This is a genomic window from Methanothermobacter sp. CaT2 (assembly GCF_000828575.1).
GTDB lineage: Archaea > Methanobacteriota > Methanobacteria > Methanobacteriales > Methanothermobacteraceae > Methanothermobacter.
Map to the genome: position 1 here is coordinate 1283636 of NZ_AP011952.1, position 22703 is coordinate 1306338.

General features: G+C 50.8%; 20 protein-coding genes. 10 read left to right on the forward strand and 10 right to left on the reverse strand.

All coding sequences use genetic code 11. From position 1 onward, the window contains the following. Window positions 1-18 precede the first annotated feature (18 nt). The 4 genes from MTCT_RS06690 to MTCT_RS06705 all read right to left on the reverse strand — a co-directional run bounded on the left by MTCT_RS06690 (window position 19) and on the right by MTCT_RS06705 (window position 4344). Entirely contained in the window at window positions 19-1011 is a 993-nt protein-coding gene (locus MTCT_RS06690) for a methanogenesis marker 12 protein (RefSeq protein ID WP_048175987.1), read from the reverse strand. Window positions 1012-1043: 32 nt separating this feature from the next. Continuing rightward, a complete protein-coding gene (gene ilvC / locus MTCT_RS06695) occupies window positions 1044-2030 on the reverse strand; it encodes a ketol-acid reductoisomerase (protein ID WP_048061053.1) in 987 nt (328 codons plus the stop codon). Between the two features lie 90 nt (window positions 2031-2120). Further along, complete coding sequence (gene ilvN, locus MTCT_RS06700) at window positions 2121-2630, reverse strand: acetolactate synthase small subunit (protein ID WP_369798258.1); 510 nt, start codon at window positions 2628-2630, stop codon at window positions 2121-2123. Further along, entirely contained in the window at window positions 2620-4344 is a 1725-nt protein-coding gene (locus tag MTCT_RS06705) for an acetolactate synthase large subunit (RefSeq protein WP_048061055.1), read from the reverse strand. Before MTCT_RS06705 ends, ilvN begins: the two co-directional genes overlap by 11 nt. A 136-nt stretch (window positions 4345-4480) precedes the next feature. Between MTCT_RS06705 and purD the strand changes: the two genes are divergently transcribed. After that, window positions 4481-5794, forward strand: coding sequence for a phosphoribosylamine--glycine ligase (purD, locus tag MTCT_RS06710; protein ID WP_048175988.1), 1314 nt, complete (start codon window positions 4481-4483; stop codon window positions 5792-5794). 13 nt (window positions 5795-5807) lie between these two features. Next, window positions 5808-6713: an ornithine carbamoyltransferase gene (gene argF / locus MTCT_RS06715; protein WP_010877056.1), complete on the forward strand. Its 906-nt coding sequence runs from the start codon at window positions 5808-5810 to the stop codon at window positions 6711-6713. A 243-nt stretch (window positions 6714-6956) separates the two neighbouring features. On the opposite strand, the gene argS is transcribed toward argF, so the two are convergent. From argS to ilvD, 3 genes are read right to left on the reverse strand one after another with little or no spacing between them, the layout of a single operon-like run. Further along, on the reverse strand, window positions 6957-8639 hold the full coding sequence (gene argS / locus MTCT_RS06720) for an arginine--tRNA ligase (protein WP_010877057.1): 1683 nt from the start codon (window positions 8637-8639) through the stop codon (window positions 6957-6959). Window positions 8640-8656: 17 nt separating this feature from the next. Beyond that, window positions 8657-9091 (reverse strand): signal peptidase I, encoded by a 435-nt coding sequence (locus MTCT_RS06725; protein ID WP_010877058.1) that lies wholly within the window; start codon window positions 9089-9091, stop codon window positions 8657-8659. 8 nt (window positions 9092-9099) lie between these two features. Then, complete coding sequence (ilvD, locus tag MTCT_RS06730) at window positions 9100-10749, reverse strand: dihydroxy-acid dehydratase (protein ID WP_048175990.1); 1650 nt, start codon at window positions 10747-10749, stop codon at window positions 9100-9102. Window positions 10750-10857: 108 nt separating this feature from the next. Between ilvD and MTCT_RS06735 the strand changes: the two genes are divergently transcribed. Further along, window positions 10858-12063, forward strand: a complete 1206-nt coding sequence (locus MTCT_RS06735; RefSeq protein WP_231855278.1) for an MgtC/SapB family protein — start codon at window positions 10858-10860, stop codon at window positions 12061-12063. A 37-nt stretch (window positions 12064-12100) separates the two neighbouring features. Here MTCT_RS06735 and MTCT_RS06740 read toward each other — a convergent pair whose 3' ends face one another. Together MTCT_RS06740 and hcp are read right to left on the reverse strand one after the other, a co-directional pair. Beyond that, window positions 12101-12397 (reverse strand): cupin domain-containing protein, encoded by a 297-nt coding sequence (locus tag MTCT_RS06740; protein ID WP_048061058.1) that lies wholly within the window; start codon window positions 12395-12397, stop codon window positions 12101-12103. Window positions 12398-12423: 26 nt separating this feature from the next. Next, on the reverse strand, window positions 12424-13899 hold the full coding sequence (gene hcp / locus MTCT_RS06745; RefSeq protein WP_083750458.1) for a hydroxylamine reductase: 1476 nt from the start codon (window positions 13897-13899) through the stop codon (window positions 12424-12426). A 121-nt stretch (window positions 13900-14020) separates the two neighbouring features. On the opposite strand from hcp, the gene MTCT_RS06750 reads away from it, so the two are divergent. The 4 genes from MTCT_RS06750 to MTCT_RS06765 all read left to right on the forward strand — a co-directional run bounded on the left by MTCT_RS06750 (window position 14021) and on the right by MTCT_RS06765 (window position 17919). Next, window positions 14021-14758 carry a TrmB family transcriptional regulator gene (locus MTCT_RS06750; protein ID WP_048061059.1) on the forward strand — a complete coding sequence of 246 codons (738 nt, stop codon included), beginning with the start codon at window positions 14021-14023 and terminating at the stop codon, window positions 14756-14758. 192 nt (window positions 14759-14950) lie between these two features. Next, on the forward strand, window positions 14951-16768 hold the full coding sequence (locus MTCT_RS06755) for a threonine--tRNA ligase (RefSeq protein WP_010877065.1): 1818 nt from the start codon (window positions 14951-14953) through the stop codon (window positions 16766-16768). Between the two features lie 85 nt (window positions 16769-16853). After that, the gene (locus MTCT_RS06760) at window positions 16854-17624 is read left to right on the forward strand and encodes a ParA family protein (RefSeq protein WP_048175992.1); all 771 of its coding nucleotides are present in this window, start codon (window positions 16854-16856) and stop codon (window positions 17622-17624) included. A gap of 1 nt (window position 17625) precedes the next feature. Next, window positions 17626-17919: a hypothetical protein gene (locus MTCT_RS06765; RefSeq protein WP_010877067.1), complete on the forward strand. Its 294-nt coding sequence runs from the start codon at window positions 17626-17628 to the stop codon at window positions 17917-17919. A gap of 26 nt (window positions 17920-17945) precedes the next feature. On the opposite strand, the gene MTCT_RS06770 is transcribed toward MTCT_RS06765, so the two are convergent. Further along, window positions 17946-19058: a radical SAM protein gene (locus MTCT_RS06770; RefSeq protein ID WP_048061302.1), complete on the reverse strand. Its 1113-nt coding sequence runs from the start codon at window positions 19056-19058 to the stop codon at window positions 17946-17948. Window positions 19059-19666: 608 nt separating this feature from the next. Between MTCT_RS06770 and MTCT_RS06775 the strand changes: the two genes are divergently transcribed. From MTCT_RS06775 to MTCT_RS06785, 3 genes are all read left to right on the forward strand, one after another. Further along, window positions 19667-20107 (forward strand): hypothetical protein, encoded by a 441-nt coding sequence (locus tag MTCT_RS06775; protein WP_048175994.1) that lies wholly within the window; start codon window positions 19667-19669, stop codon window positions 20105-20107. Between the two features lie 132 nt (window positions 20108-20239). Continuing rightward, window positions 20240-21583: a Ni-sirohydrochlorin a,c-diamide synthase gene (gene cfbB, locus MTCT_RS06780; RefSeq protein WP_048175996.1), complete on the forward strand. Its 1344-nt coding sequence runs from the start codon at window positions 20240-20242 to the stop codon at window positions 21581-21583. 40 nt (window positions 21584-21623) lie between these two features. Beyond that, window positions 21624-22703 (forward strand): oligosaccharide repeat unit polymerase family protein, encoded by a 1080-nt coding sequence (locus tag MTCT_RS06785; protein ID WP_010877071.1) that lies wholly within the window; start codon window positions 21624-21626, stop codon window positions 22701-22703.

Genomic DNA, 22703 nt, shown 5'->3' on the forward strand with positions numbered 1-22703 from the left:
CTGGCAAAGAACTGGTAGCTAAACCTCCACCTCTATTCCAAGGATCTCCCTTTTACCATTATATATGTCTCTTGCTATCTGGGCACTTCCCATGGAGCCTGAGGTGGGATCCGTACACCTTACATCTGCGATTTCCTTCACCATATCCTTCAGCTTTCCATGGAAGTCATAGGGTTCCCTCATGGCACCAACAGATCCCGTGAGGACGATTCCATCGATTCCACTGGAGATACCTGCAAGTCCCCATATCTCCATGGCAATGGTCATCATCATGGTATCGAGGGCAAGCCTAGCCTCATCCCGACCTGCACGGTACATCTCAAGGAGTTCCTCCCTGGCCCTTGAGACCTTTGTGTCGATACCCGCTATCTTAACTGCTCCTGCATGTGAAAAACATTCATTCGCTGTTTTCTCACCATCGTCTATTTTCCTGAGCATTTCAAGGTCAAGGGGTCCGTGTATAACTCCCATGGCACCTACACATGCATCCATGGCACCGACTATCCTGCCATCCTGTATCAGCATCGTGACGGTATTTGAACTTATGTCTGATACGATCATATTCTCCCAGCCGGTCTCAAGGTATGCGTTGTAGCAGATGCTCACCTTCTCGGGGCTCGCATGGTGGGAGTAGGCTGCCCTGAACCTCTCATCAAGGCAGGGCGTGTTCCGGTGGAGGCCAGGTATGAGGAGGGTGGGTATCCCCGATGATTCGATTTCACTGTATACTGCTGTTCCACCGCCTGTGACCTTACCTGCCCCTCCAATGGAGATTATACCCCTGTTTTTCACCCTCTCAATGGGCTTTATGGTGCTTATGGCGTCACCCATGGCATAGGTTATTGCCATGAGGTCTATCTCGTTGAGGGGAACCCTATCTTTGAGTTCATCAAGGGCGGAGGCTCTACCTGTTGATAGGTCCTCCCTCCCTATCTTGAAGTGTTCAGCATCATCACCGAGGATGGTGAAGGAGACACCCGTGGTCCCATGGTCCATACCCACGAATACCAAACCAACCACCTGAAAAAGAAGTTAAGGGGGGTTTACTTCTCGAGTCCGCAGAGTTTCCTCAGCTTTGACCCGACTTCCTCTATCTCCAGTTCACTCTCCAGCTTCCTCATCCTCTTGAGCATGGGGGCACCCGCCCTGTTCTCAAGGGCCCACTCCTTGGCGAATTTACCGTTCTGGATCTCCTTGAGGATCTCATCCATTTCCTTCTCAGTCTCCTCTGTTATGATCCTTCCTCTCCTTGTAAGGCCGCCGAACTCTGCGGTGTTACTCACATTGTGCCACATCCCCCTGAATCCCCTCTCATAGATGAGGTCCACTATGAGTTTGAGTTCATGGCAGGTTTCAAAGTAGGCTATCTCTGGCTGGTAACCGGCCCTCACAAGGGTTTTGAATGCCGTGTTTATGAGTTCTGTGACACCACCACAGAGCACAGCCTGCTCACCGAACAGGTCTGTCTCTGTTTCCTCCCTGAAGGTCGTCTCAAGGACCCCTGCCCTGGCAAGTCCACATGCCTTTGCCATTGCAAGTGCCTGCTCCATTGCATCGCCTGTTGCATCAACCTCAACAGCCACAAGGCCGGGTATGCCGAAGCCCTCAAGGTAGGTCCTCCTTACCATGGCACCCGGACCCTTCGGGGCCACCATTGTAACGTTGACTCCTTCGGGTGCCTTTATGTAGCCGTAGTGTATGTTGTATCCATGTGAGAAGGATATGGTGTTACCCTCCTTGAGGTAGGGCCTTATTGACTGTTCGAAAACGGTTTCCTGTATCTCATCGGGTATGAGTATGTGTATGATGTCGGCCTCCCTTGAGGCGTCCTCGATGGTCATGACATTCATGCCATCATCATGGGCCTTCTTCCAGGAGCTACCACCCCTTCTGAGTCCAACTATCACGTTGAGTCCGCTGTCAGCCATGTTCCTGGCCTGGGCTTCGCCCTGGCTCCCGTAACCTATAACCGCTATCTTTTTATCTGCCAGTATCTCCATGTCAATGTCATTTTCATAGTATATCTTCATAAAAAACCTCCTCAAGTTCTAATTAACAGCTCATTTAAAATAAAATTTATGGGAGTCCCGGTCTGATCCGGAATTTTTCCGCATTGAGCATCACATTGTCCTGCTTCCACGGGACATTGCAGTTGGCCCTGTCCTTGCGAGTTCCTTTATTCCAAAGTTCCTCAGAAGCTCCAGGAAGGCGTCTATCTTTTCAGAGTCCCCTGTAACCTCAACTGTCAGGGCATCGGGACTCACATCCACTATCCTCCCCCTGAATATGTTGGTGTACTGTATTATCTCTGACCTTTCACTCTCTGATGGGGCGTGGACCTTGACCATGCAGAGCTCCCTCTTAACAGTTGCCGCGGGTTCAAGGTCCCTGACCTTTATGACGTCTATGAGCTTGTTCAGCTGCTTTGTTATCTGCTCAAGCACCCTGTCGTCGCCCCTGGCGATTATTGTCATCCTGGCAATGCCTGGGGTTTCTGATTCCCCGACCGTTATGTTTTCAATGTTGAATCCACGTCTTGTGAAGAGTCCTGCAACTCGCTGGAGCACTCCTGGTTTGTGCTCCACGAGGGCGCTTATGATATGGGTATCGGGTTCCATCTCAATCACCATCCGCCTTCCCTGGGGAGTATTTAATTTCCTGGGGGTCCTCCCTTTCAACCCGGTACTCCCCCACTATCTCGGTGAGACCACAGCCGGGGGGGACCATGGGGAGTATCTCATCAGGATCTATCACTATATCAAGGAGGGCAGGTTCACCAGACCTTATTGCCCTTGAAAGGGCTTCAGAGGTTTCACCGGGTTCCTCTATCCTCTCAGCCTCCACTCCAAATGATTCAGCCAGCTTCACAAAGTCCGGAACTTCGCCCAGGTGTGTATGGGACATTCTCTCATCATAGAAGAGGCGCTGCCACTGCGCCACCATTCCAAGGTGCCTGTTGTCCATGATACATATCACCACCGGGATGTCGTATTCCCTTATGGTTGCAAGGTCCTGGCAGACCATGAGGAATCCGCCGTCACCGCACACTGCAACAACGTCACTATCAGGCAGTGCCACCTTGGCACCTATGGCGGCTGGAAAACCGAAGCCCATTGTTCCAAGGCCTCCTGATGATATGAACTTTCTGGGGGCACGGGATGTGTAGAAGTGGGCCATCCACATCTGGTTCTGTCCCACATCCGTTGTAACGACCGTCTCGTCATCAAGGACCTGGCTTATCTCCTTTATAACCTGCTGGGGCTTCAGGGGCACCTCATCATAGCTCATCCTTGGCATGCAATCGGCACGGAATTTCTGGACGCTTTCAAGCCATTGGCTGTCCCTCTTTTCATATTTTTTGAGTTTTGCTATGAGTTCCCTGAGGACGTTTCTTGCATCTCCAACGATGGGGACATCAACCCCAACGTTCTTACCTATCTCAGCGGGGTCGATGTCGACGTGTATTATCCTGGCGTTGGGGGCGAATTCTGCAACGTTCCCTGTTGTACGGTCTGAGAATCTGCATCCAACGGCTATGAGGCAGTCGCATTCGTCCACTGTCAGGTTCGCCACCTTGCGGCCGTGCATGCCGAGCATACCCATGGCTGAAGGGTGGTCCTCAGGAAAGGAACCCTTACCAAGGAGTGTTGTTGTCACCGGGGCCTTTATGAGATCTGATAATTCCTTTATCTCCCTGGACGCCCCTGATATTATAACTCCTCCACCAGCAAGTATGACGGGTTTTTCTGACCTCCTTATGAGTTCAGCGGCCCTCTTTATCTGGAGGGGGTGGCCCTTTACATTGGGCCTGTACCCTGGGAGCTCCAGGTCATCAACCTCCTCCATGATCTCCTGTTCCTGTATATCCTTGGGGAGGTCTATAACAACCGGTCCTGGCCGTCCTGTCTTTGCTATGTGGAAGCTTGCCCTGACAATTGCAGGTATCTCGCTGGCGTCTGATGGCTGGAAACTGTGCTTGGTGATGGGCATGGTTATCCCTATCATGTCCACCTCCTGGAATGCATCATTTCCAATGAGGTGTGTTGGGACCTGACCTGCAATGGCCACGATGGGGGCTGAGTCCATGTAGGCCGTTGCAATGCCTGTTACAAGGTTTGTTGCCCCGGGACCGGAGGTAGCTATGCAGACCCCCACCCTTCCTGAGGCCCTTGCATATCCGTCTGCAGCGTGTGCTGCGCACTGTTCATGTCTTACGAGGATGTGTTTAAGTTCAGAATCATAGAGCATATCATAGAGTGGCAGTAACTGTCCACCGGGGTATCCGAATACGGTGTCTGCTCCCTGATCCAGAAGTGATCTGATTATTGCCTGGCCACCTTTCATTGGAAACACCTTGAACGGAATCTGTCATTATTATTAATGACATATTTCCTATAAAATATATACTTTCAAATAAGTGCTAAGATTATATAAAACAATAGGGAGATTTAACCTTATCAATTTCCAGGAGGATTATCCGATGAAAATACTTGTTGTGGGAACAGGAGCAAGGGAACATGCCATATGCAGTGCACTGGCAGATGAAGCAACCATATACTCTGTGATGGGTAACAGAAACCCGGGTATATCAAGGCTCGCCAGGGAATTCACTGTTGCTCCTGAAGTTGACACCGAAGGGGTGGTCAGGTTCGCATCAGAGAAGGGAGTTGACATGGCATTCATAGGGCCGGAGGCCCCCCTTGAGGCTGGACTGGTGGACGCCCTTGAGGAGGCAGGTATACCCTCGGTGGGACCCACCAGGGATGCAGCCCGCATCGAAACAGATAAATCATTCATGCGCAAACTCTTTGAGGATTACAGAATACCGGGGTCAATAACCTACCGGGTCTTCAGTGACCCTGAGGAGCTACGTGAATTCATGGAAGACTTTGACAGTGAGGCAGTTGTAAAGCCAGTCGGCCTCACAGGAGGAAAGGGCGTCAAGATAGTTGGAGAACACCTCAGGGATAACATGGAGGCCCTCAAATACGCAACAGAGGTCATTGAGAAAAGGATAGGCGGTCATCCCAGTGTGGTGATAGAGGAGCGGGTTGTTGGAGAGGAATTCACTGTACAGGCCTTCTCCGACGGTGAACACATAGTGCCAATGCCAGCAGTCCAGGACCACCCCCACGCCTATGAGGGCGACCAGGGCCCCATAACAGGAGGGATGGGATCATATTCTGACTCAGACGGGCTTCTTCCATTCCTGACACAGAAGGACTATGAAGACGCCGTGGAAATAATGCAGAGGACGGTTGATGCCATAAGGAAGGAGACAGGGCCCTACAGGGGCATACTTTATGGTCAGTTCATGCTCTCTGCAGATGGTCCGAAACTCATAGAGTACAATGCACGATTCGGTGACCCTGAGGCAATGAACGTGCTCCCATTACTTGAATCCAGCATGCTGGAAATATGTGAGGGTATAGTGGATGGAAACCTTAAATCAGCAAGTTTCATGAACCTTGCAACGGTCTGCAAGTATCTGGTACCTGAGGGCTACCCTGAATCAGGTGTTGCCGGCGCCGAGATAAAGGTTGACGAGAAGAAGATAGAGGATATGGGCGTCATAACCTATTATGCGGCTGTGAACCAGGAGGATGATCACATATACACATCATCATCCCGTGCACTTGCACTCGTGGCCCCTGCAGATGACATATACTCTGCAGAGGAGCTCTGTGAGGAAGCAACGGCCCATGTGAAGGGAAGGCTCTACCACAGGAGGGATATAGGTACCAGGGAACTCGTTGAGAAGAGGATTAAACATATGGAGGACCTGCGGTCCTGAGGGAGTTGGGCAGATGAAGCACCTTCTATCTGTATGTGACATGGATAACGTGGTGGACCTCCTTGACCTCGCAGATGACTACAAGGAGGGGAAGATCAGGGAAAAGATCCTCAGGGGTAAAACACTTGCCATGATCTTTGAGAAGTCATCAACAAGGACCAGGGTATCCTTTGAGGTTGGGGCATTCCAGATGGGGGCTCAGCCCCTCTACCTCTCTGCATCGGACCTTCAGCTTGGAAGGGGCGAACCAATAGCGGATACAGCAAGGACCCTCAGCAGATACGTTGATGGAATAATGATAAGGGCCATAAGTCACTCCGACGTGGTTGAACTTGCAGGCGAGGCATCTGTCCCGGTCATCAATGGTCTGACAGACCTGGAACATCCATGCCAGGCCCTGGCCGATATGCAGACCATCAGGGAGAAGCTGGGGGGATTCGATGGAAGGCTGGTTTTTGTGGGTGATGGTAACAATGTCTGCCACTCTCTCCTCCTCATAACAGCCACCCTGGGGATGGACATGGATGTTGCCTGCCCCCCCGGCTATGAACCTGACCCCGGCATCAGGGAGATGGCAGGGAAAATAGCAGATGAGACAGGTTCACGGATAAGGGTAATTCATGATCCCTCCGAGGCTGTCAGGGGGGCCGACGTGGTTTACACCGATGTCTGGGTGAGCATGGGATATGAAGACGAGGCTGAGGACCGTTTAGAGGTCTTCAGACCATACCAGGTGAATATGGAGCTCATGGAACTTGCAGCTCCCGAAGCCATATTCATGCACTGCCTGCCGGCTGTGAGGGGCCAGGAGACAACAGCCGAGGTTATTGACGGTCCCCATTCGGTTGTCTGGGATCAGGCAGAAAACAGGCTCCATGCCCAGAAGGCCATAATGCACTGGCTCATGGGGGATATATGAGTTCCACTCAGCAGGTTTATGGGCTTAAAGCTCATTAAAACCTTATCATATTCATTCAGGACACCAGAATCGTGACGCAGGGTGTATGGCAGGATCATATTCTTACCCCAGAATGCCACTGATGCATGTTTAAAGAAATTTTTCATCCGTCAATTAATTAATAGAAAAACCTTAATGATCGTGATCCAGTCCAAAGACTCCAGGCCACTCAAAAAAAATTTTAATGAAGGATCCGAAGTGATCCTACATGGTCTCCGGGGCATGAATTCCCAGGAGATTGAGGGCGTTTCTGAGGGTTTTTCTAACAGAATCAACAAGTCTAAGGCGTGCACCCTCAAAATCAGATCCTATAACAGGCGTGGACCTGTAGAAACTGTTGAAGGTATTTGCAAGGTCCTGGGCATACTGTGCCACAGGGTGAACCCTCCTTGCAAGTGCAGATTCTTCAACCACCACAGGGAAACGTGCAAGAAGACGGACAAGTTCTCTCTCATCACCTTCGGGCTTCCATCCATCTTCAATATCCTCCTCACCAGTGAATGACGCCTTCTCAAGGAGTTTACATGCCCTTGCATGGGCGTACTGGATGGATGCACAGCCACGCTCAAAGCTGAGGGCATCATCCCACCGGAATACGATGTGCTTCTCGGGTGAGAGCCTTGCTATGTAGTACCTTATGGCACCGTTGCCGATGGACTCTGCAATATCATCTGCAACATCATCGGGAAGATCCCGCCGCTTTTTAACCTCATGAAGGGCCCTGCTGTGGGCTTCATCCATAAGCTCATCCACGGATATGAACACACCCCTCCTGGTGGACATTGAACCCTCAGGGAGTGTTATGAACTCATAGAATATGACCTCGGGTCTTTTACCTCCCAGGAGTTCCACTGCAATCCCCACCTGCTCGGCTGCAAGTTTATGGTCCGATCCAAGGACATCGATGATAACATCCCCCTCCTCTGACTTCTGGAGGTGGTAGGCTATGTCCCTGGTTGAGTAGAGGGAGGTTCCATCTGACCGTGTGAGCACCAGTTCCTTCTCAAGGCCGAATTCCTCAAGGTCGAGGTATAGGACGTCGTTCTCGCCGGTGTAACCGGTTTTTCTGAGGGATTCTATCACCCTGTCAACGGTACCATCCCTTACGAACTGGCCCTCCCATACGAAGCGGTCGTGGTGAACGTGGAGCCTTTTCATGGTCTCCTCCATCCCGCTGAGGCAGTACTCAACAACCTTCCTGAATAGCTCCTCGTTCTCCCCTGCCTCATACTTCCTTATTAGTTCATCCACCTCGTCCCTGATCCCTGGATTTTCCTTTAGCCTCTGGTTGACCTCGAAGTAGAGTTTACCTACCCTGTGGTCCATCTTATCCCCGGGGTAGTCCTCAAGGTCTCCATCAAGGTTCAGCAGGCCCCAGACTATCATGGCGATCTGTCTACCCATGTCATTAACATAGTACTGGGTTTCGACGTCGTAGCCAGCCATCCTCAGTATCCTTGCAAGGGAATCCCCTATGATGGCGTTCCTTATATGGCCTATGTGAAGGGGACCGTTGGGGTTGGCCGAGGTGTGTTCCAGGATCACCCTCTCATCCCTGGGGGGATGTGAACCGTAGTCATCCTGGATGGACTCCAGTAGTCTGCTGGAGAATCTGCCGTAATCGACGAAAAAGTTGATGTAGGGCCCCTTGGATTCAATGGTCTCAAATATTTCAGGGGTTTCTATCACAGACATTATATCCGCCGTTATTTCAATGGGGGCCCTTCTGAGTTTACCTGCAAGTTCGAAGGATACTGTGGATGCAAGGTCCCCGAGCTGGGGGTTTGGTGGTTCCTCCAGTTTTATTTCAGGGGGTACCTTTATACCGAGCTTTTCAAGTGCCGCTGTTATTGAATCCCTAGCCTCTTTTTCAATGTACCTGAACATCTCTTCACCTGCCTTATTCAGAGTCCCTTAAGCCAGAGTGTTATGTATCCAACCCTAGGTATCATGAGGGGCTGTGAACCCACCGTCAGCACCCTCGCCTCAACCTGTGATGGATAGACAGGGGCCGGGTCCGGGTCCTGGTTGTTATCACCCTTTGTGATGTAATATCTGGCCCCGTTTCTGTCAGTCTCAACGCCTATGACCCGGTGTATCACGGGTTCAGGGAACCAGGTGGCGTCATAGATGATTATGTCACCCTTTCTGATGCTTTCAGGGTCCATCTCCTGGACCCCGAAGAAGCTGGTCTTCTCGATTATGACGATGTCTCCACGGTAGAAGACGGGTTCCATGCTCCCTGATACAACCACGTTCATGTGCTGGGAGGCAACCACTGCCAGCACAAGTAGAAGGAGGTACGCGGCTGCCTCAATTACTTCGCGTCTGTCGTTCATATGGACACCTATCTGAGTACTGCACCTGTATCTGCGGATCCTGCCAGTTTACGGTAACGTGCAAGCCATCCCTTAACACTGCGGCGGGGTTTAACTGCACTCTGGAGTCTCTCCTCAATTTCCCGGGGACTAAGGTCAACCTCAAGTTTTCTTGAGGGTATATCTATTCTGATGATGTCCCCATCATTCACCGCGGCAAGGGGACCGTCCTCCATGGCTTCAGGCGATACATGGCCAACGCAGGGTCCCCTTGTACCACCTGAGAACCTTCCATCGGTTATAAGGGCGACCCTTTCAAGGCCCATGCCTGCAATCGCAGATGTCGGGTTGAGCATCTCCCTCATGCCGGGTCCTCCCTTGGGCCCCTCGTAGCGTATGACGATCACATCACCCTCATCTATCCTGCCACCGAATATGGCCTCCACGCATTCATCTTCACTGTTAAAGACCTTCGCAGGACCCTCATGAACCATCATGTCCTCTGCAACGGCTCCCTGTTTCACGACCGATCCCCGGGGCGCCAGGTTACCCCTGAGTATTGCAAGACCGCCCTCACTGTGGACTGGACTGTCAAGGGGCCTTATGACGTCCCTGTGTCCTACCTTCACATTCTCAATGTTCTCCTGGACTGTTCTGCCTGTGCATGTTACACATTCCCTGTTTATATGGTCCTCCAGGGTTTTTAAGACGGCGGGTATCCCGCCTGCCCGGTCAAGGTCCAGCATCATGTGTTCACCTGCCGGGGAGATTGATGCTATGTGGGGTATTACCCTGCTCAGCTCATCAAAGAGGTCCAGGTTGATGTTGAGTCCATCGATTTCAGCTGCGATGGCCGGGATGTGGAGTGTGGTGTTTGTTGAACCCCCCAGGGCGAGGTCAACCATAACCGCATTCTCAAAGGCCTCCTGGCTCATTATCATGGTTGGCTTCAGATTTTCCTGCACCATTTCAACTATCCTCTTACCTGAGAGCCTTGCAATCTGCCTCTTACGTGAGCTTACGGCGTGGGCGGTTGCACAGCCAGGGAGGCTCATGCCCAGGGCCTCCGTCAGGCATGCCATGGTGTTGGCTGTGAATAGACCCGCACAGGATCCTGGCCCCGGGCAGGCGCATCTTTCGAGTTCTTCCAGTTCATCCTCTGACATCTCACCTGCGCTGACTGCTCCAACACCCTCATAAACGTTTATGAGGTCCACCTTTCTTCCCTTAAATTCTCCAGGGAGCATTGGCCCGCCGGTCACGACTATGGCCGGTATGTCAAGTCTGGCCGCTGCCATGAGCATCCCCGGGACTATCTTGTCACAGGTTGGAAGCAGCACCAGCCCGTCAAGGGCATGGGCCATCGCCATGCTCTCCACGGTGTCTGCAACTATCTCCCTTGATGCCAGGGAGTACTTCATCCCGTCGTGGTTCATGGCTATTCCATCACATATCGCCATGGTGTTGAATTCAAATGCGACACCCCCCGCAGCATTCACACCCTCCTTAACAGCCTCTGCAAGTTCCCTCAGGTGGATGTGGCCGGGAACTATGTCAGTGTAACTGTTGGCTATACCTATGAATGGTTTCTCGAAGTCATCATCTGTCAGGCCGCAGGCCCTCAGGAGGGATCGGTGGGGCGCCCTCTGGATTCCCCTCTTTATTGTATCACTCTTCATGGAATCACCATTATTATCATCAACCCGATTATTATTAAATATTGGGGGATAATTAATATTAAAGTTACTGCCATATATTATAACATGGACTTCCCGGTAATTAAGTTTTTGATAGCTCTTGCAATAGGTGCGCTGGTGGGTATTGAGAGGGAGCGGCGGATCAAGAGGACAGAATTTGCAGGTATAAGGACCTTCATGCTCATATCACTTGTAGGGGCACTGTCAGCCTATCTTTCAGGAAAGTTTTTTCTGGCGTTCCCTGTGGCATTCCTTGGGATCATCCTCCTCATAGTCGTAAGTTACACAGCAAGCACCAGGGAGGGCGGTGATATCGGGGTAACCGGGGAGGTGGCTGCCCTTGTCACATTTCTCCTGGGGGCAATGTGTGTTGCATATGACTACCGGCTGGCGGTGATGCTCTCAATCATAGTAACGGCCATTCTGGCCCTGAAGAGGTACATACACGTTGCAGTGAGGAGGATAAGTGAGAGGGAGATGATAGACACCATAAAGTTCCTGATAATAGCCTTCGTAATCCTCCCCCTCCTTCCTGACACCGCAACTGGCCCCTGGGGTGTCTTCAATCCCTACCAGGTCTGGCTCATGGTGGTTTTCATATCTGCAATAAGTTATGCTGGATACATAGCCATGAAAATAGCCGGACCCGAAAGGGGCCTTGGGGCTACAGGGATCATAGGGGGCCTGGTTTCAAGTACTGCAGTTGTAACTGCAATGGCAGGGAGGGTGAGGGATTCGGAGGACCTTATGGGACCAGCGGTATTCGCGGCGGTCATTTCAAGTTCCATGATGTTCTTCAGGATACTGCTGGAGGTCTCAGTTGTTAACTCCTCACTTGTGGGTTATGTGGCCCCTCCCATGCTTGCAATGGGTGTTCTGGGTGTTATGCTTGCAGCCATGTTCATGAGGTCATCATCAGGGATCGATTCAGACATCAAGATTGAAAATCCCTTCTCTGTCAAACCAGCCCTAATATTCGGGGCCCTATTCCTTGCAATACTCTTCATATCAAAGGCTGCCAGCGTCTATCTTGGCCGTGGGGGTGTACTTGTGGCCAGTGTGATCTCAGGTGTTGCTGATGTTGATGCAATAACTGTGAGCATGTCAATCCTTGCAGCAGGGGGCTCCATCTCACAATCAACTGCTGCAGCCGCCATAACACTGGCGGGGGTCTCAAACACCCTGATAAAGGGGGGAATAGCCCTTGTTCTTGGAACAAAAAAATTCGGGAAAAGGGTGGGGACCCTTTTCGTTGCAATCATAACAGCCGGGTTGCTGGCTGTTCTCTTAACATAGATCAGGAGACTGGTTGTTGCTGTTTTATTGACCTGGATCAGGACCTTATCATGGTGAGGAGCATCTTGAAGGGTTTCACCGCCATCACGGCGTGGGGCTTTTCTGCAGGCATGATTATCATCTCACCTGCAACCAGGCGGTGCTTCTCTCCGCTTATGGTGACTTCGGCCTCACCATCAATGACCTGTACCATGGCATCGAAGGGGGCGGTGTGTTCACTGAGGCCCTGACCCCTGTCAAAGGCAAAGAGGGTAACTGTACCTGTCTCTTTGCGGATTATCTCCCTGCTGACCACCGAGTCGTCCTGGTAATCGATGAGGTTGCTGATCTTCATCACCTTTCCTGTGAGATCCAGTTAAATCACCCCAGTATCTTCCTGATATCCTCTTCAGGGTCACCTATTGGTGTGAGGTCATAGTTATCAACCAGGAACTTCACTATGTCCTCGTTGGCCCAGCCAGGCAGGATTGGACCGATGTACATGCCCTTGAGGTCCAGTGATAGGAGGCTCCAGAGTATGGCGGCTGCCTTCTGTTCCATCCAGCTGAGGATTATGCTGAGTGGCAGCTCATTTATATCCATCTGGAAGAGGTTGCTGAGGGCCTCAACGAGTTCAACTGCCACTATGGCATCGTTGCACTGCCCGAGGTCTATGAGCCTGGGAACCCCCTCGATGTCACCCAGGTCCATGGAGTTGAACCGGTACTTTCCACAGGCCAGTGTAAGGACAACGGTGTCCTCTGGCAGTTTTCTCACGAATTCGGTGTAGTATTTTGCCCTGGGGAGGGGGGAGTCACAGCCACCCACAAGGAAGAATCTCCTTATCTTACCATCCTCAACCAGCTCCCTGATCTTATCTGCCAGTGAAAGTATGGTTGATAACCCGAATCCTGTTGTGAGGGTCGTGGCATCCTCTTCACTGAGTGGGGGTAGTTCAAGGGCCTTATCTATGAGGGGACTGAAGTCATAGCCCTCCAGGTGTTCAACTCCGGGCAGGGCTGCAACACCACAGGTGAACATGCGATCCCTGTAATCATCGCGGGGAAGCAGGACACAGTTAGATGTTCCAAGTATGGCAGCAGTGTAGCGTGAGAAGGTGTCCTTCTGGTCGAACCATGGGCCTCCGAGCTGGCCGGCAAGATGGGGGTACTTCCTGAGTCCAGGGTAGCCATGGGCTGGCAGGAGCTCTGAATGGGTGTAGACGTTTATGCCGGTACCCTCGGTCTGCTTCAGAAGCTCCTCGAGGGCCCTGAGGCTGTGGCCGGTTGCGATTATGGCGGGACCTTCAAGGGCCCCCACCCTAACCTCGGTGGGCTCGGGTTCCCCGTAGGTGTCAATGTGGGCCTTCTTCAGGAGCTTCATGGTCCTGATGTTCATCTCACCTGCTTCAAGGGCAAGGTCTATGAATTCCCCGGCATCGAAGTTAACGTTTGTGAGGGTTGAATAGAATCCCCTCTCAAGGAAGGCGTCCACCTCCTCATCAGTGTATCCGAGTTCCCTGGCATGGTAGAGATAGGCTGAAATTCCCTTTATTGCGAATAGAAGGTTGTCCTGGAGTCTGGCAACTGTTGGTTCCTTTCCACAGACTCCCCTGATTGTGCAGGCCCTTCCACGGACGGTCTGGGAGCACTGATAACAGAACATGTCTATATCCTCGGGTCGCACCCGTTTTATTTCACCCCGGAGGGGTTCAAACTGGTCCTTGCCCACGTTGCACACAGGGCAGAGCCAGTCATCCGGAAGTTCCTCAAAGGGTGTCCCGGGTTCTATACCTGAGCGGGGGTCACCCACCTCCGGATCATATATGTAGTCACATACCTTGCAGCGGTACTTCATTTTCAATCACCATATTAAAAACTGGCAGTAAATTATATATAATTTTTGTCACTATTTCAGTATAAAATGTAACAGATAGATGGGGAGGGGACTCCAGGGATATAACGAGTGAGGTGTGTTTATGGATAGAGGTGTTAATGAAGCCCTGAAGATCATGGGTCTGACAGATTATCAGGCCTCAGCCTACACTGCAATGGTCACGCTGGTATCTGCCAGGGCAGTGGAGGTTGCCGAGGTCTCGGGCATTCCAAGATCAAGGGTCTATGAGGTCCTGAGGCAGCTCTCAGACAGGGGCTTCGTGGAGGTTGAGAGGGGTAAACCCATGAGGTACCATGTGGTGCCACCCTCAGAGGTGTTCAGGAGGGAGAAGGGTAGGATCATCAAAAAACTTGATGAGGCCATGTCCAGGCTTACCGAAATCTATGAGGACAGGGTTGCCAGGGTACCGACACCTGTATGGCTCATCCATGGACAGGAGAAGATTGTGAAGAAGGAACTGGAGATAATATCCCGTTCAAGGAAGGAACTCAAGATGAGGATGGGCTTCATATTCAGGGATGAAATAAAGGCACTCCGCCCGGCCCTTGATAGAATAACCGATCGTGGAGTTGAGGTGAGGATCATGGCCAGGGATGTAATTGATGTACCCGGTGAGGTTGAGGTGAGGAGAATACCCCCTGTCAGGATGCTTGTCCGGGATTCACAGGAGATGATGTGGATATTCTCACGCTTCACACCCGATGGTGCACCCATCCCTGAAACCGCCATCGGGATATGGAACCAGTACCCTGAGATCGCAGAGAACTATGCCAGGATATTCGACACGGTATGGAAGGGGGGTGCCGGGAGGTCACCTTAAGATCCTTTCAATCGCAGAGACAGGACATTTCCATTTCAATCAGCACAGAATGTACCTCATTGAAGAGGTTCAGGAGATCCCTTAAGGGTCATCATCTGAACATTACTAGGGGTTTAAAGATCCACCGGAGCAATATTTAAAAACCCTCACCTTAAAAACAATAACATTAGTTATTCTTACCAAGGTGATGGCATGAGGATACTGTTAATTCACTCTGATTACTTGAAATACGAGACAAAGAATAAAACAGGGATAGCAGAGGAAATCCCTGAAGATAAGATGCAGGGAGATTTCAGGGAGTCCCTGGTGGTTTTCACAGCAGTGGAGGCTGAAGATGAGGATAACCCTGAATCAGTAATTGAAAACGCGGTTAATGAAATAATAAAGGTTTTCAATGACGTTAAGGCAGAGAACGTCGTGATATACCCTTACGCACACCTCAGCTCCTCGCTCAGCTCCCCCAAAACAGCGGTGGAGGTCCTTGAGGGAATGGAATCAGCCCTCCGCAGCGAGGGTGTTGATGTCTCAAGGGTTCCTTTCGGGTGGTATAAGGCCTTCAAGATATCCTGCAAGGGTCACCCACTATCAGAGCTATCAAGGAGCATAAGGCCACAGCCCCCAAAGGTGGAGGAGGAGAGCGAGGAATCCGAGTGGTTCATACTCCACAGGGGAGAGACGGTTAAACCCGGAGACTTCGAGTTCAAAAACAGGGATCTTGAGAACCTGGTGAAATATGAGCTTGGCGAACTTGAATCCTCTGGTGAAGAACCACCACACGTTAGACTCATGAGGGAGAAGGGACTTGCAGACTATGAGCCATCAGCAGACGTTGGACACCTCCGGTGGTACCCCAGGGGAAGGCTGATAAGGGACCTTCTTGCAGACTACGTCTACATGCTTGTCACCAGTGAGGGGGCAATGCCAGTTGAGACACCCATAATGTATGACCTCGAGGACGAGGCAATCAGGGTACATGCAGAGAAGTTCGGTGAAAGACAGTACAGGATGAAGAACAGGAAGGAACTCATGCTGAGATACGCCTGCTGTTTCGGAGCCTTCAGGATCCTTTCAGACTCCTTCCTGACGTGGAAGAACCTGCCTGCATCCATATATGAACTCTCGACCTACAGCTTCCGGCTTGAAAAGAAGGGCGAGGTGGTTGGTCTTAAGAGGCTCAGGGGCTTTACAATGCCGGATCTCCACACGGTATGTGCTGACCTTGATCAGTCCCTTGAGGAATTCGCCAGGCAGGTCGAGATGTGCATGAGGACCGGCCAGGACCTCCAGGTGAACTATGAGGTCATATTCAGGGCCACGGCTGACTTCTATGAGGAGTACAGGGAATGGGTACATGAAGTAGCGGATAAAATCGGAAAACCAGTGCTCCTGGAGATACTCCCCTCAAGGAAGCACTACTGGATTGCCAAGATGGACTTCGCAGCCATAGACTACCTTGGAAGACCGATAGAGAATCCAACAGTTCAGATTGACGTTGAAAGCGGTGAGAGGTTCGGGATAACCTATGTTAACAGTGATGAGGAGGAGGTAAACCCAATAATCCTCCACTGCAGTCCAACAGGCAGCATTGAGAGGGTCATATGCAGCCTTCTTGAGAAGACGGCCATTGAAATGGATGAAAAACCACCTATGCTGCCCTTGTGGCTCTCACCCACCCAGGTACGTGTGCTTCCAATTGCAGAGCGCCACATGGAATATGCCAGTGACCTGGTATCAGAACTTATCGCAGCTGACGTAAGGGCTGACCTGGATGACCGATCAGAGACCCTCGGAAAGAAGATAAGGAATGCGGCCCAGGACTGGGTCCCCTACGTTGTTGTTATAGGTGACAGTGAAATGGAGGGCAAACTCACGGTCAATGTGAGGGAAACAGGTGAAAAGCTTCAGATGGGCCTGGATGAACTCATAGAACGTATAAGGGCTGAAACAGAGGGCATGCCCTTCAGAAGACTGCCGCTACCGGTTAAACTATCCGAGAGGATAAACTTCTAATAATTTTTTTTAATCTGATAACTTATAACTTATCACATATACTTTATAAGTTATAAATTATAACTTAGATCCAGCAGGTGATGAGATGGGAGAGGTAATTTCAATCATAAACCAGAAGGGTGGCTGTGGAAAGACAACAACAGCCGTTAATCTATCAGCAGCACTTTCCCTCCTTGACAGGAGGGTTCTTGTAATCGACATGGACCCCCAGGGCAATGCAACCACTGGGTTCGGGATAAACAAGTCAGAACTGGAGTCAACAATATACACGGTCCTGAGCCGAAAGGCAGCACTGTCCTCTGTGATAATGCCTGCAGAGCTCCAGGACCTCTACATAGCACCCAGTAACATATCCCTCAGCGGTGCCGAGATAGAGCTCAGCAGTGAGATAGGATACCATGCCATCCTCCAGGAGTCACTGGGGGATGTGAGGAATGACTTTGACTACATATTCATAGACGCCCCACCATCCCTGGGCATACTCACACTCAACGCCCTCGTGGCCTCTGACAGTGTCATAATACCCATACAGGCAGAGTACTATGCCCTTGAGGGCATGGCAGACCTCCTGAAGACAATGAACCTGGTGGAAGAACGACTCCAGAGTCCCTGTCCGATAAAGGGGATACTGCTGACCCTCTACGATTCAAGGACACGACTTGCAAGGGACGTACAGAGGGAGGTTGAGAAGTTTTTCGGTGAAAGGGAGAACATCTTCAGGACAAGGATACCCAGGAACGTTCGCCTTGCAGAGGCCCCCAGCCACGGTAAGCCCTGCATAACCTATGACCCCGAAAGTACAGGTACAGAGGCCTACATGAAACTTGCAGCTGAAATACTTGAAATGGAGGGATAGGATGACACAGAAGAAGGGCCTTGGAATGGGACTGGATGCACTGATCCAGTCAAGGACAAGGAAGGAACCTGAAAAAGATACCGGAAAGGATGATGATGCACGCATCCAGGAGGTCATACGGGAAGTTAAGAAGAATCCCCGGGTTACCCTTTGGTCTGCAAGATCAGCAGCTGTTTTAAGGTACCTTAAAAAGACGCAGCCAGAATTCAGCATAAGCAGGGAGGCATCTGCCCTTATAGAGCAGGCGGTGAGGAATAAGTACCCTGATATATGGGAGCTGTTTTCTGAACTTTAGGCGCCCGTGGATCGCCCATGGCTGCTTCACTCCCTTCTATCTTTACCCCATTCAGCCAGTGTGGACTGGAAGCCATCAAGGTATATGAATGGTTCTGCCCTATTCATCCTCACACCCATCTTTCTGAGCCTTTCAGGTGTGAGGCGTGTCCTGCTGCGCATCTCAATTATTCTCCTGGCAGACTTGGGACCGATCCCGGGGACCCTTATGATTTCATGGTAGGGTGCGCTCTCAAGGTCAACAGGAAAGATATCCATATCCATTGCAGCAGCATATTTCGGGTCAAGGTCCGTGTCAAGGTAGCCCCCACTGAACCTGAGTTCATCTGGACTGAAACCATAGGAACTGAGGAGGGAATCTGCCTGATAAAGCCTAAGAACCCTCATAGGATCAGCTTCATCCCTGGATTCGAGGGGAGTGCCCTCCATGGGCTGGAAGCCGCTGAAGTAAACCCTTTTAATTGAGAAACGGTCATGGATCCACCCGACTCTTTTCACTATATCCTCATCTGTTTCATCAACGGCCCCAACCATGAGCTGTGTGCTCTGACCTGAGGGTGCAAGTTCGGGGTGCCTCTTCCGTAACCTGTGTATCCACCTCATTCTCCGGAGTATATCAACACCGTAATCCTTGGTTGATGAAAGCTCATCCAGGCCATCGGGGGTGGCTGTCTCGATGTTGATGCTCACACGGCTTGCAAGCTCCATGGCCCTCTTTATGCTATCCATGGAGGATCCCGGTATGATCTTGAGGTGTATGTAACCACCATAGCCTTCCAGACGGAGGATCCTGAGGGTTTCTATGAGACGCTCCATGGTTTCATCCGGGTCGTGGCTGACACCGGAACTTAGGAAGAGACCATCAACATATCTCCTCTCATAGTAGTCAAGGAATACCCTGGCAATTTCCTCAGGGCTGAGCTCCACCGGCATCTCGCATGAGCTGTTTATACAGTACCTGCAGTCATTGCAGCACCTGTTGGTGAGGAGCACCTTGAAGAGGGGGACCCTGCAGCCCCTGTAACTGGTGTAGTAGATGCCAGGGACAGCTGTATTTCGCTGTGATGGGTCAGCACTGTAATCACACAGGTCAAACTGGGCGCTGTCACTTAGTACCTGGACCCTTTCACCGAGACTCATGGAGGTATATATGTGGAGGCTTCTATTAATTATTTTACCAGTACATGGACTGCCAGATTTTACCATTAGATTGGACTGCCAGATGACCAGAAATTAACCATTAAATGAGTTTTAATGACAGTTGGATATATGAACATTTTAACGGCTATTTCACAATTTAAACCACCGAATCAGGCACGAAATTCGAATCAGACCTCTAAATGATCCAGATGGATTTTGCAGCCTCTTTCAGTATAATCCATTGGACCATCGCAACCAGAAAGGAGCTTAAAATGACTTATTTTTCGAAAAAGACGATTTAGATTGTCAAAGAGGTTTAAAGGGGAAATAAAAATGACACATCCATTATCAGCATATTTGAAAAAGGATTAAAAGGTTTTAATTGAAAAAAAGAGTTTTATGATGCCTTATTTTTTGATTTGGAGGCAAAATATTTATATATGGCTTCGCAGTTATATTCCTACCATCCAGAGGGAACGATAAACGTATTTCTGGATTGGAGGCGGTACAATTAAGCGATTTTTTATTACATCCCTGTTCCTCCTTCCCATGGTAGCAGCAGGTGTGGCTGCTTCCCATGATGCGGAGGATGGAAGAACTTTGTAACCGTGAAGCCGGTTAAGGTTGCTGCAGCAAAGCACACCTACAAGAAAAAGAGGGTTCATACAAAGGCCTACTACAGGAAGAAGGTCTACAAGAAAAAGAGGGTTCATACAAAGGCCTACTACCGGAAGAAGGTCTACAAGAGGAAACACGTCAGGGTCTACAGACGCACATCCCGTGATGTGGGAGCATCTTACCACAGGGTAACTTCACAGTACGTTGAATCGGTGGGTAGATGTTCATGCTCACTCCACACAGACTACGCTGAACACAGGGCTGCCTTCAGGAACCACTGCCCCTTCTGTGGCAGGGACGGTACACTGAGGTATGAGAAGGGTCCCACCTGTCCAGAGGGTATGTGGGTATGCAGTCACTGTGACGCGGATTTCTGTCTTGTACATGGAAAGTCCCACACAGCAAGGGCAAGGTACCTTATCAGGTGCTGATGCAGTCTCTAAACTCCATCATCTTCTGTCGGCCGCAGGGTATCTTACGGGGCTGATGCATTCCATCAGCTCCGGTCATTTTTCTCTGTTTGTTACAAATAATTTAAATAAATTGAGCGCTGACCATCATACATGAGAGTTGTACTTGCAGGGACAGGGAGTGCGGTTGGTAAGACCACAATAGCAACAGGGATAATGAAGGCGCTCTCAGGTAGAGGCGTGCAGCCCTTCAAGGTTGGCCCAGACTACATAGACCCATCCTATCATACCATGGCCACCGGCAACACCTCAAGGAACCTTGACTCATTCTTCATGACAGAGGCCCAGATAAGGGAGGCATTCACAAGGGCCATGAAATTATCAGGATCCAGGATGGGCATAATAGAGGGTGTAAGGGGATTATATGAGGGTATAAGCCCGATAGGAGATACAGGAAGTACGGCATCAGTTGCAAAGGCACTCGATGCTCCGGTTGTCCTTATAATAAACTCAAGGAGCCTTGTTAAGAGCGCTGCAGCAATGGTCCTAGGATTCAGAAGCCTCGACAGGGAGGTTAAAATAGAGGGCGTCATACTGAACCAGGTCAAGAACAGGAGGCACTACCTCAAGACCAGAAGGGCCGTGGAGGAACTGACCGGCACAGCGGTTATTGGGGGCATACCCCGCAGCAGTGAACTCGAGGTTGAACAGAGACACCTCGGCCTTGTCCCTGCAGTTGAGAGGGATACCATAGCAGCCCAAATCGAGAAGTGGGGCCTTGCAATGGAGGAGTACATTGACCTGGAGGCCCTTCAGGATATAATGTCCTCCGCAGGGAAGATAAGGGGTGAAAGGCAACCTCTCTGGCAGAGGGGAAACAGAAAGAGGGTTAGGATAGGTGTTGCCATCGACGAGGCCTTTAACTTCTACTACCAGGAGAACATTGAGGCCCTTGAGGACAACGCAGCATCTGTGGTTCCCTTCAGCCCCATACACGACGAGGAGCTTCCAGATGTTGACGCCGTCTACATCGGTGGGGGATACCCCGAGATCTTTGCAGCGGAACTTGAATCCAACACCTCAATGAGGAAGTCCATCCAGAGGTTCCATGCAGATGGGAGACCTATCTTCGGGGAATGCGGGGGCCTCATGTACCTCATGAGTTCAATCGATGAACGTGAAATGTGCGGTGTTTTCCCACACCCCGCTGAAATGACAGGACGCGTCCAGGGATTGAGTTACGTGATAGCCGAGGCAGTGATGGATAACCTGATCACAGAGGCCGGTGATAAATTCAGGGGACATGAGTTCCACTACTCAAGGGTCCTGGGGGCTTCAGGCGGAAAATTCGCCTTCAGGGTCCTCCGGGGGAGGGGGATAGTGGATTCCCTTGATGGTATCACATCAGGCTCATCCCTTGCAAGCTACATCCACATACATGCCGCATCCTGCCCACAGTTTGCTGCAAATTTCACAAGGAATGCCTGGGAGTTTTAGCATGGAGGGATTTCTGCTGATCCAGAAGGGGGGGCCATAAATGAGGTTTGATGTGTTTTCACCATACTCAGTGGTGGCTGTCATTATAATCTACCTTTCCCTGGCACTGACCGGAACCGGACTCGGCCTGAGGGGACTTGAACCACCTTCAGCCCTTTCCATCATATACATTGCCACCGGAACGGTCGCCCTCATTGGAGGTGTTTACCTATCATCAGGGTTCAGGATAGGGAAGATAAGGACCCATGAAGGTTCCGAACCATTCCTCGTGGCTTTAGTGATTGCCGGAATTCTCATCCAGGCAATTAACCTGTATCTTCTGGGGGGAATCCCACTCCTAAGCGGATACCTCAAGGCAAGGGCTGTCACAAAGTTATGGTTCATCTCATACCTGTTATTCCTCCCATCCATCAACATACTCCTGGCAGCGTATCCACGGAGGAAATACTACATCCCCCTCATCATGGGGGCCATTCTCTTCGCCCTCACAGGTTACAGGACAACTGTGGTGGTCATACTCCTCAGCGGCACCATAACCCTCTACTATTCAGCCAGGCCCTCCTGGAGGGAACTGGGAGTTTTAATCTCTGCGCTTGCAGTTGCAGCTCTTCTTGTTGGCTACGTTGCAGTTAAATCCATTGAGTGGCAGACCTGGACCCTTAACCCGGTGGAACTTCTCCTCTACAGGGCAGGCTACACCCTCACAGTCTTTGACAGGATAATATCCCTGCAAGGTGCAACAGGCGGCAAACTTCTCTATTACACCCTGACAGGGTACATCCACTCCACCGACCCCAGGGCAATCGTTGGGGAGGTTGTACTGGGTTACAGCCACTCCACAACATCCACGATTTTTGGACCATCCCTCCTCGATTTCGGATTACATGCAATGCTTTTCCAGATGTTTATACTGGGCCTGCTTCTGGGGCTCATGCACCGAATTCAGGGAGTTCTCGACGGCTTTTTCACGGGTATATACTCCATCATACTGGCCCAGACAATTGTATGGGTTGAAACGGGACCCACGGACCTTGTGGTCTGGGTATTCTACCTTATAGGATTCATATCAGCAATATACGTTCTCTGGAGGTGTTACTCTGAGGCTGGCAGTTGCAGCTGA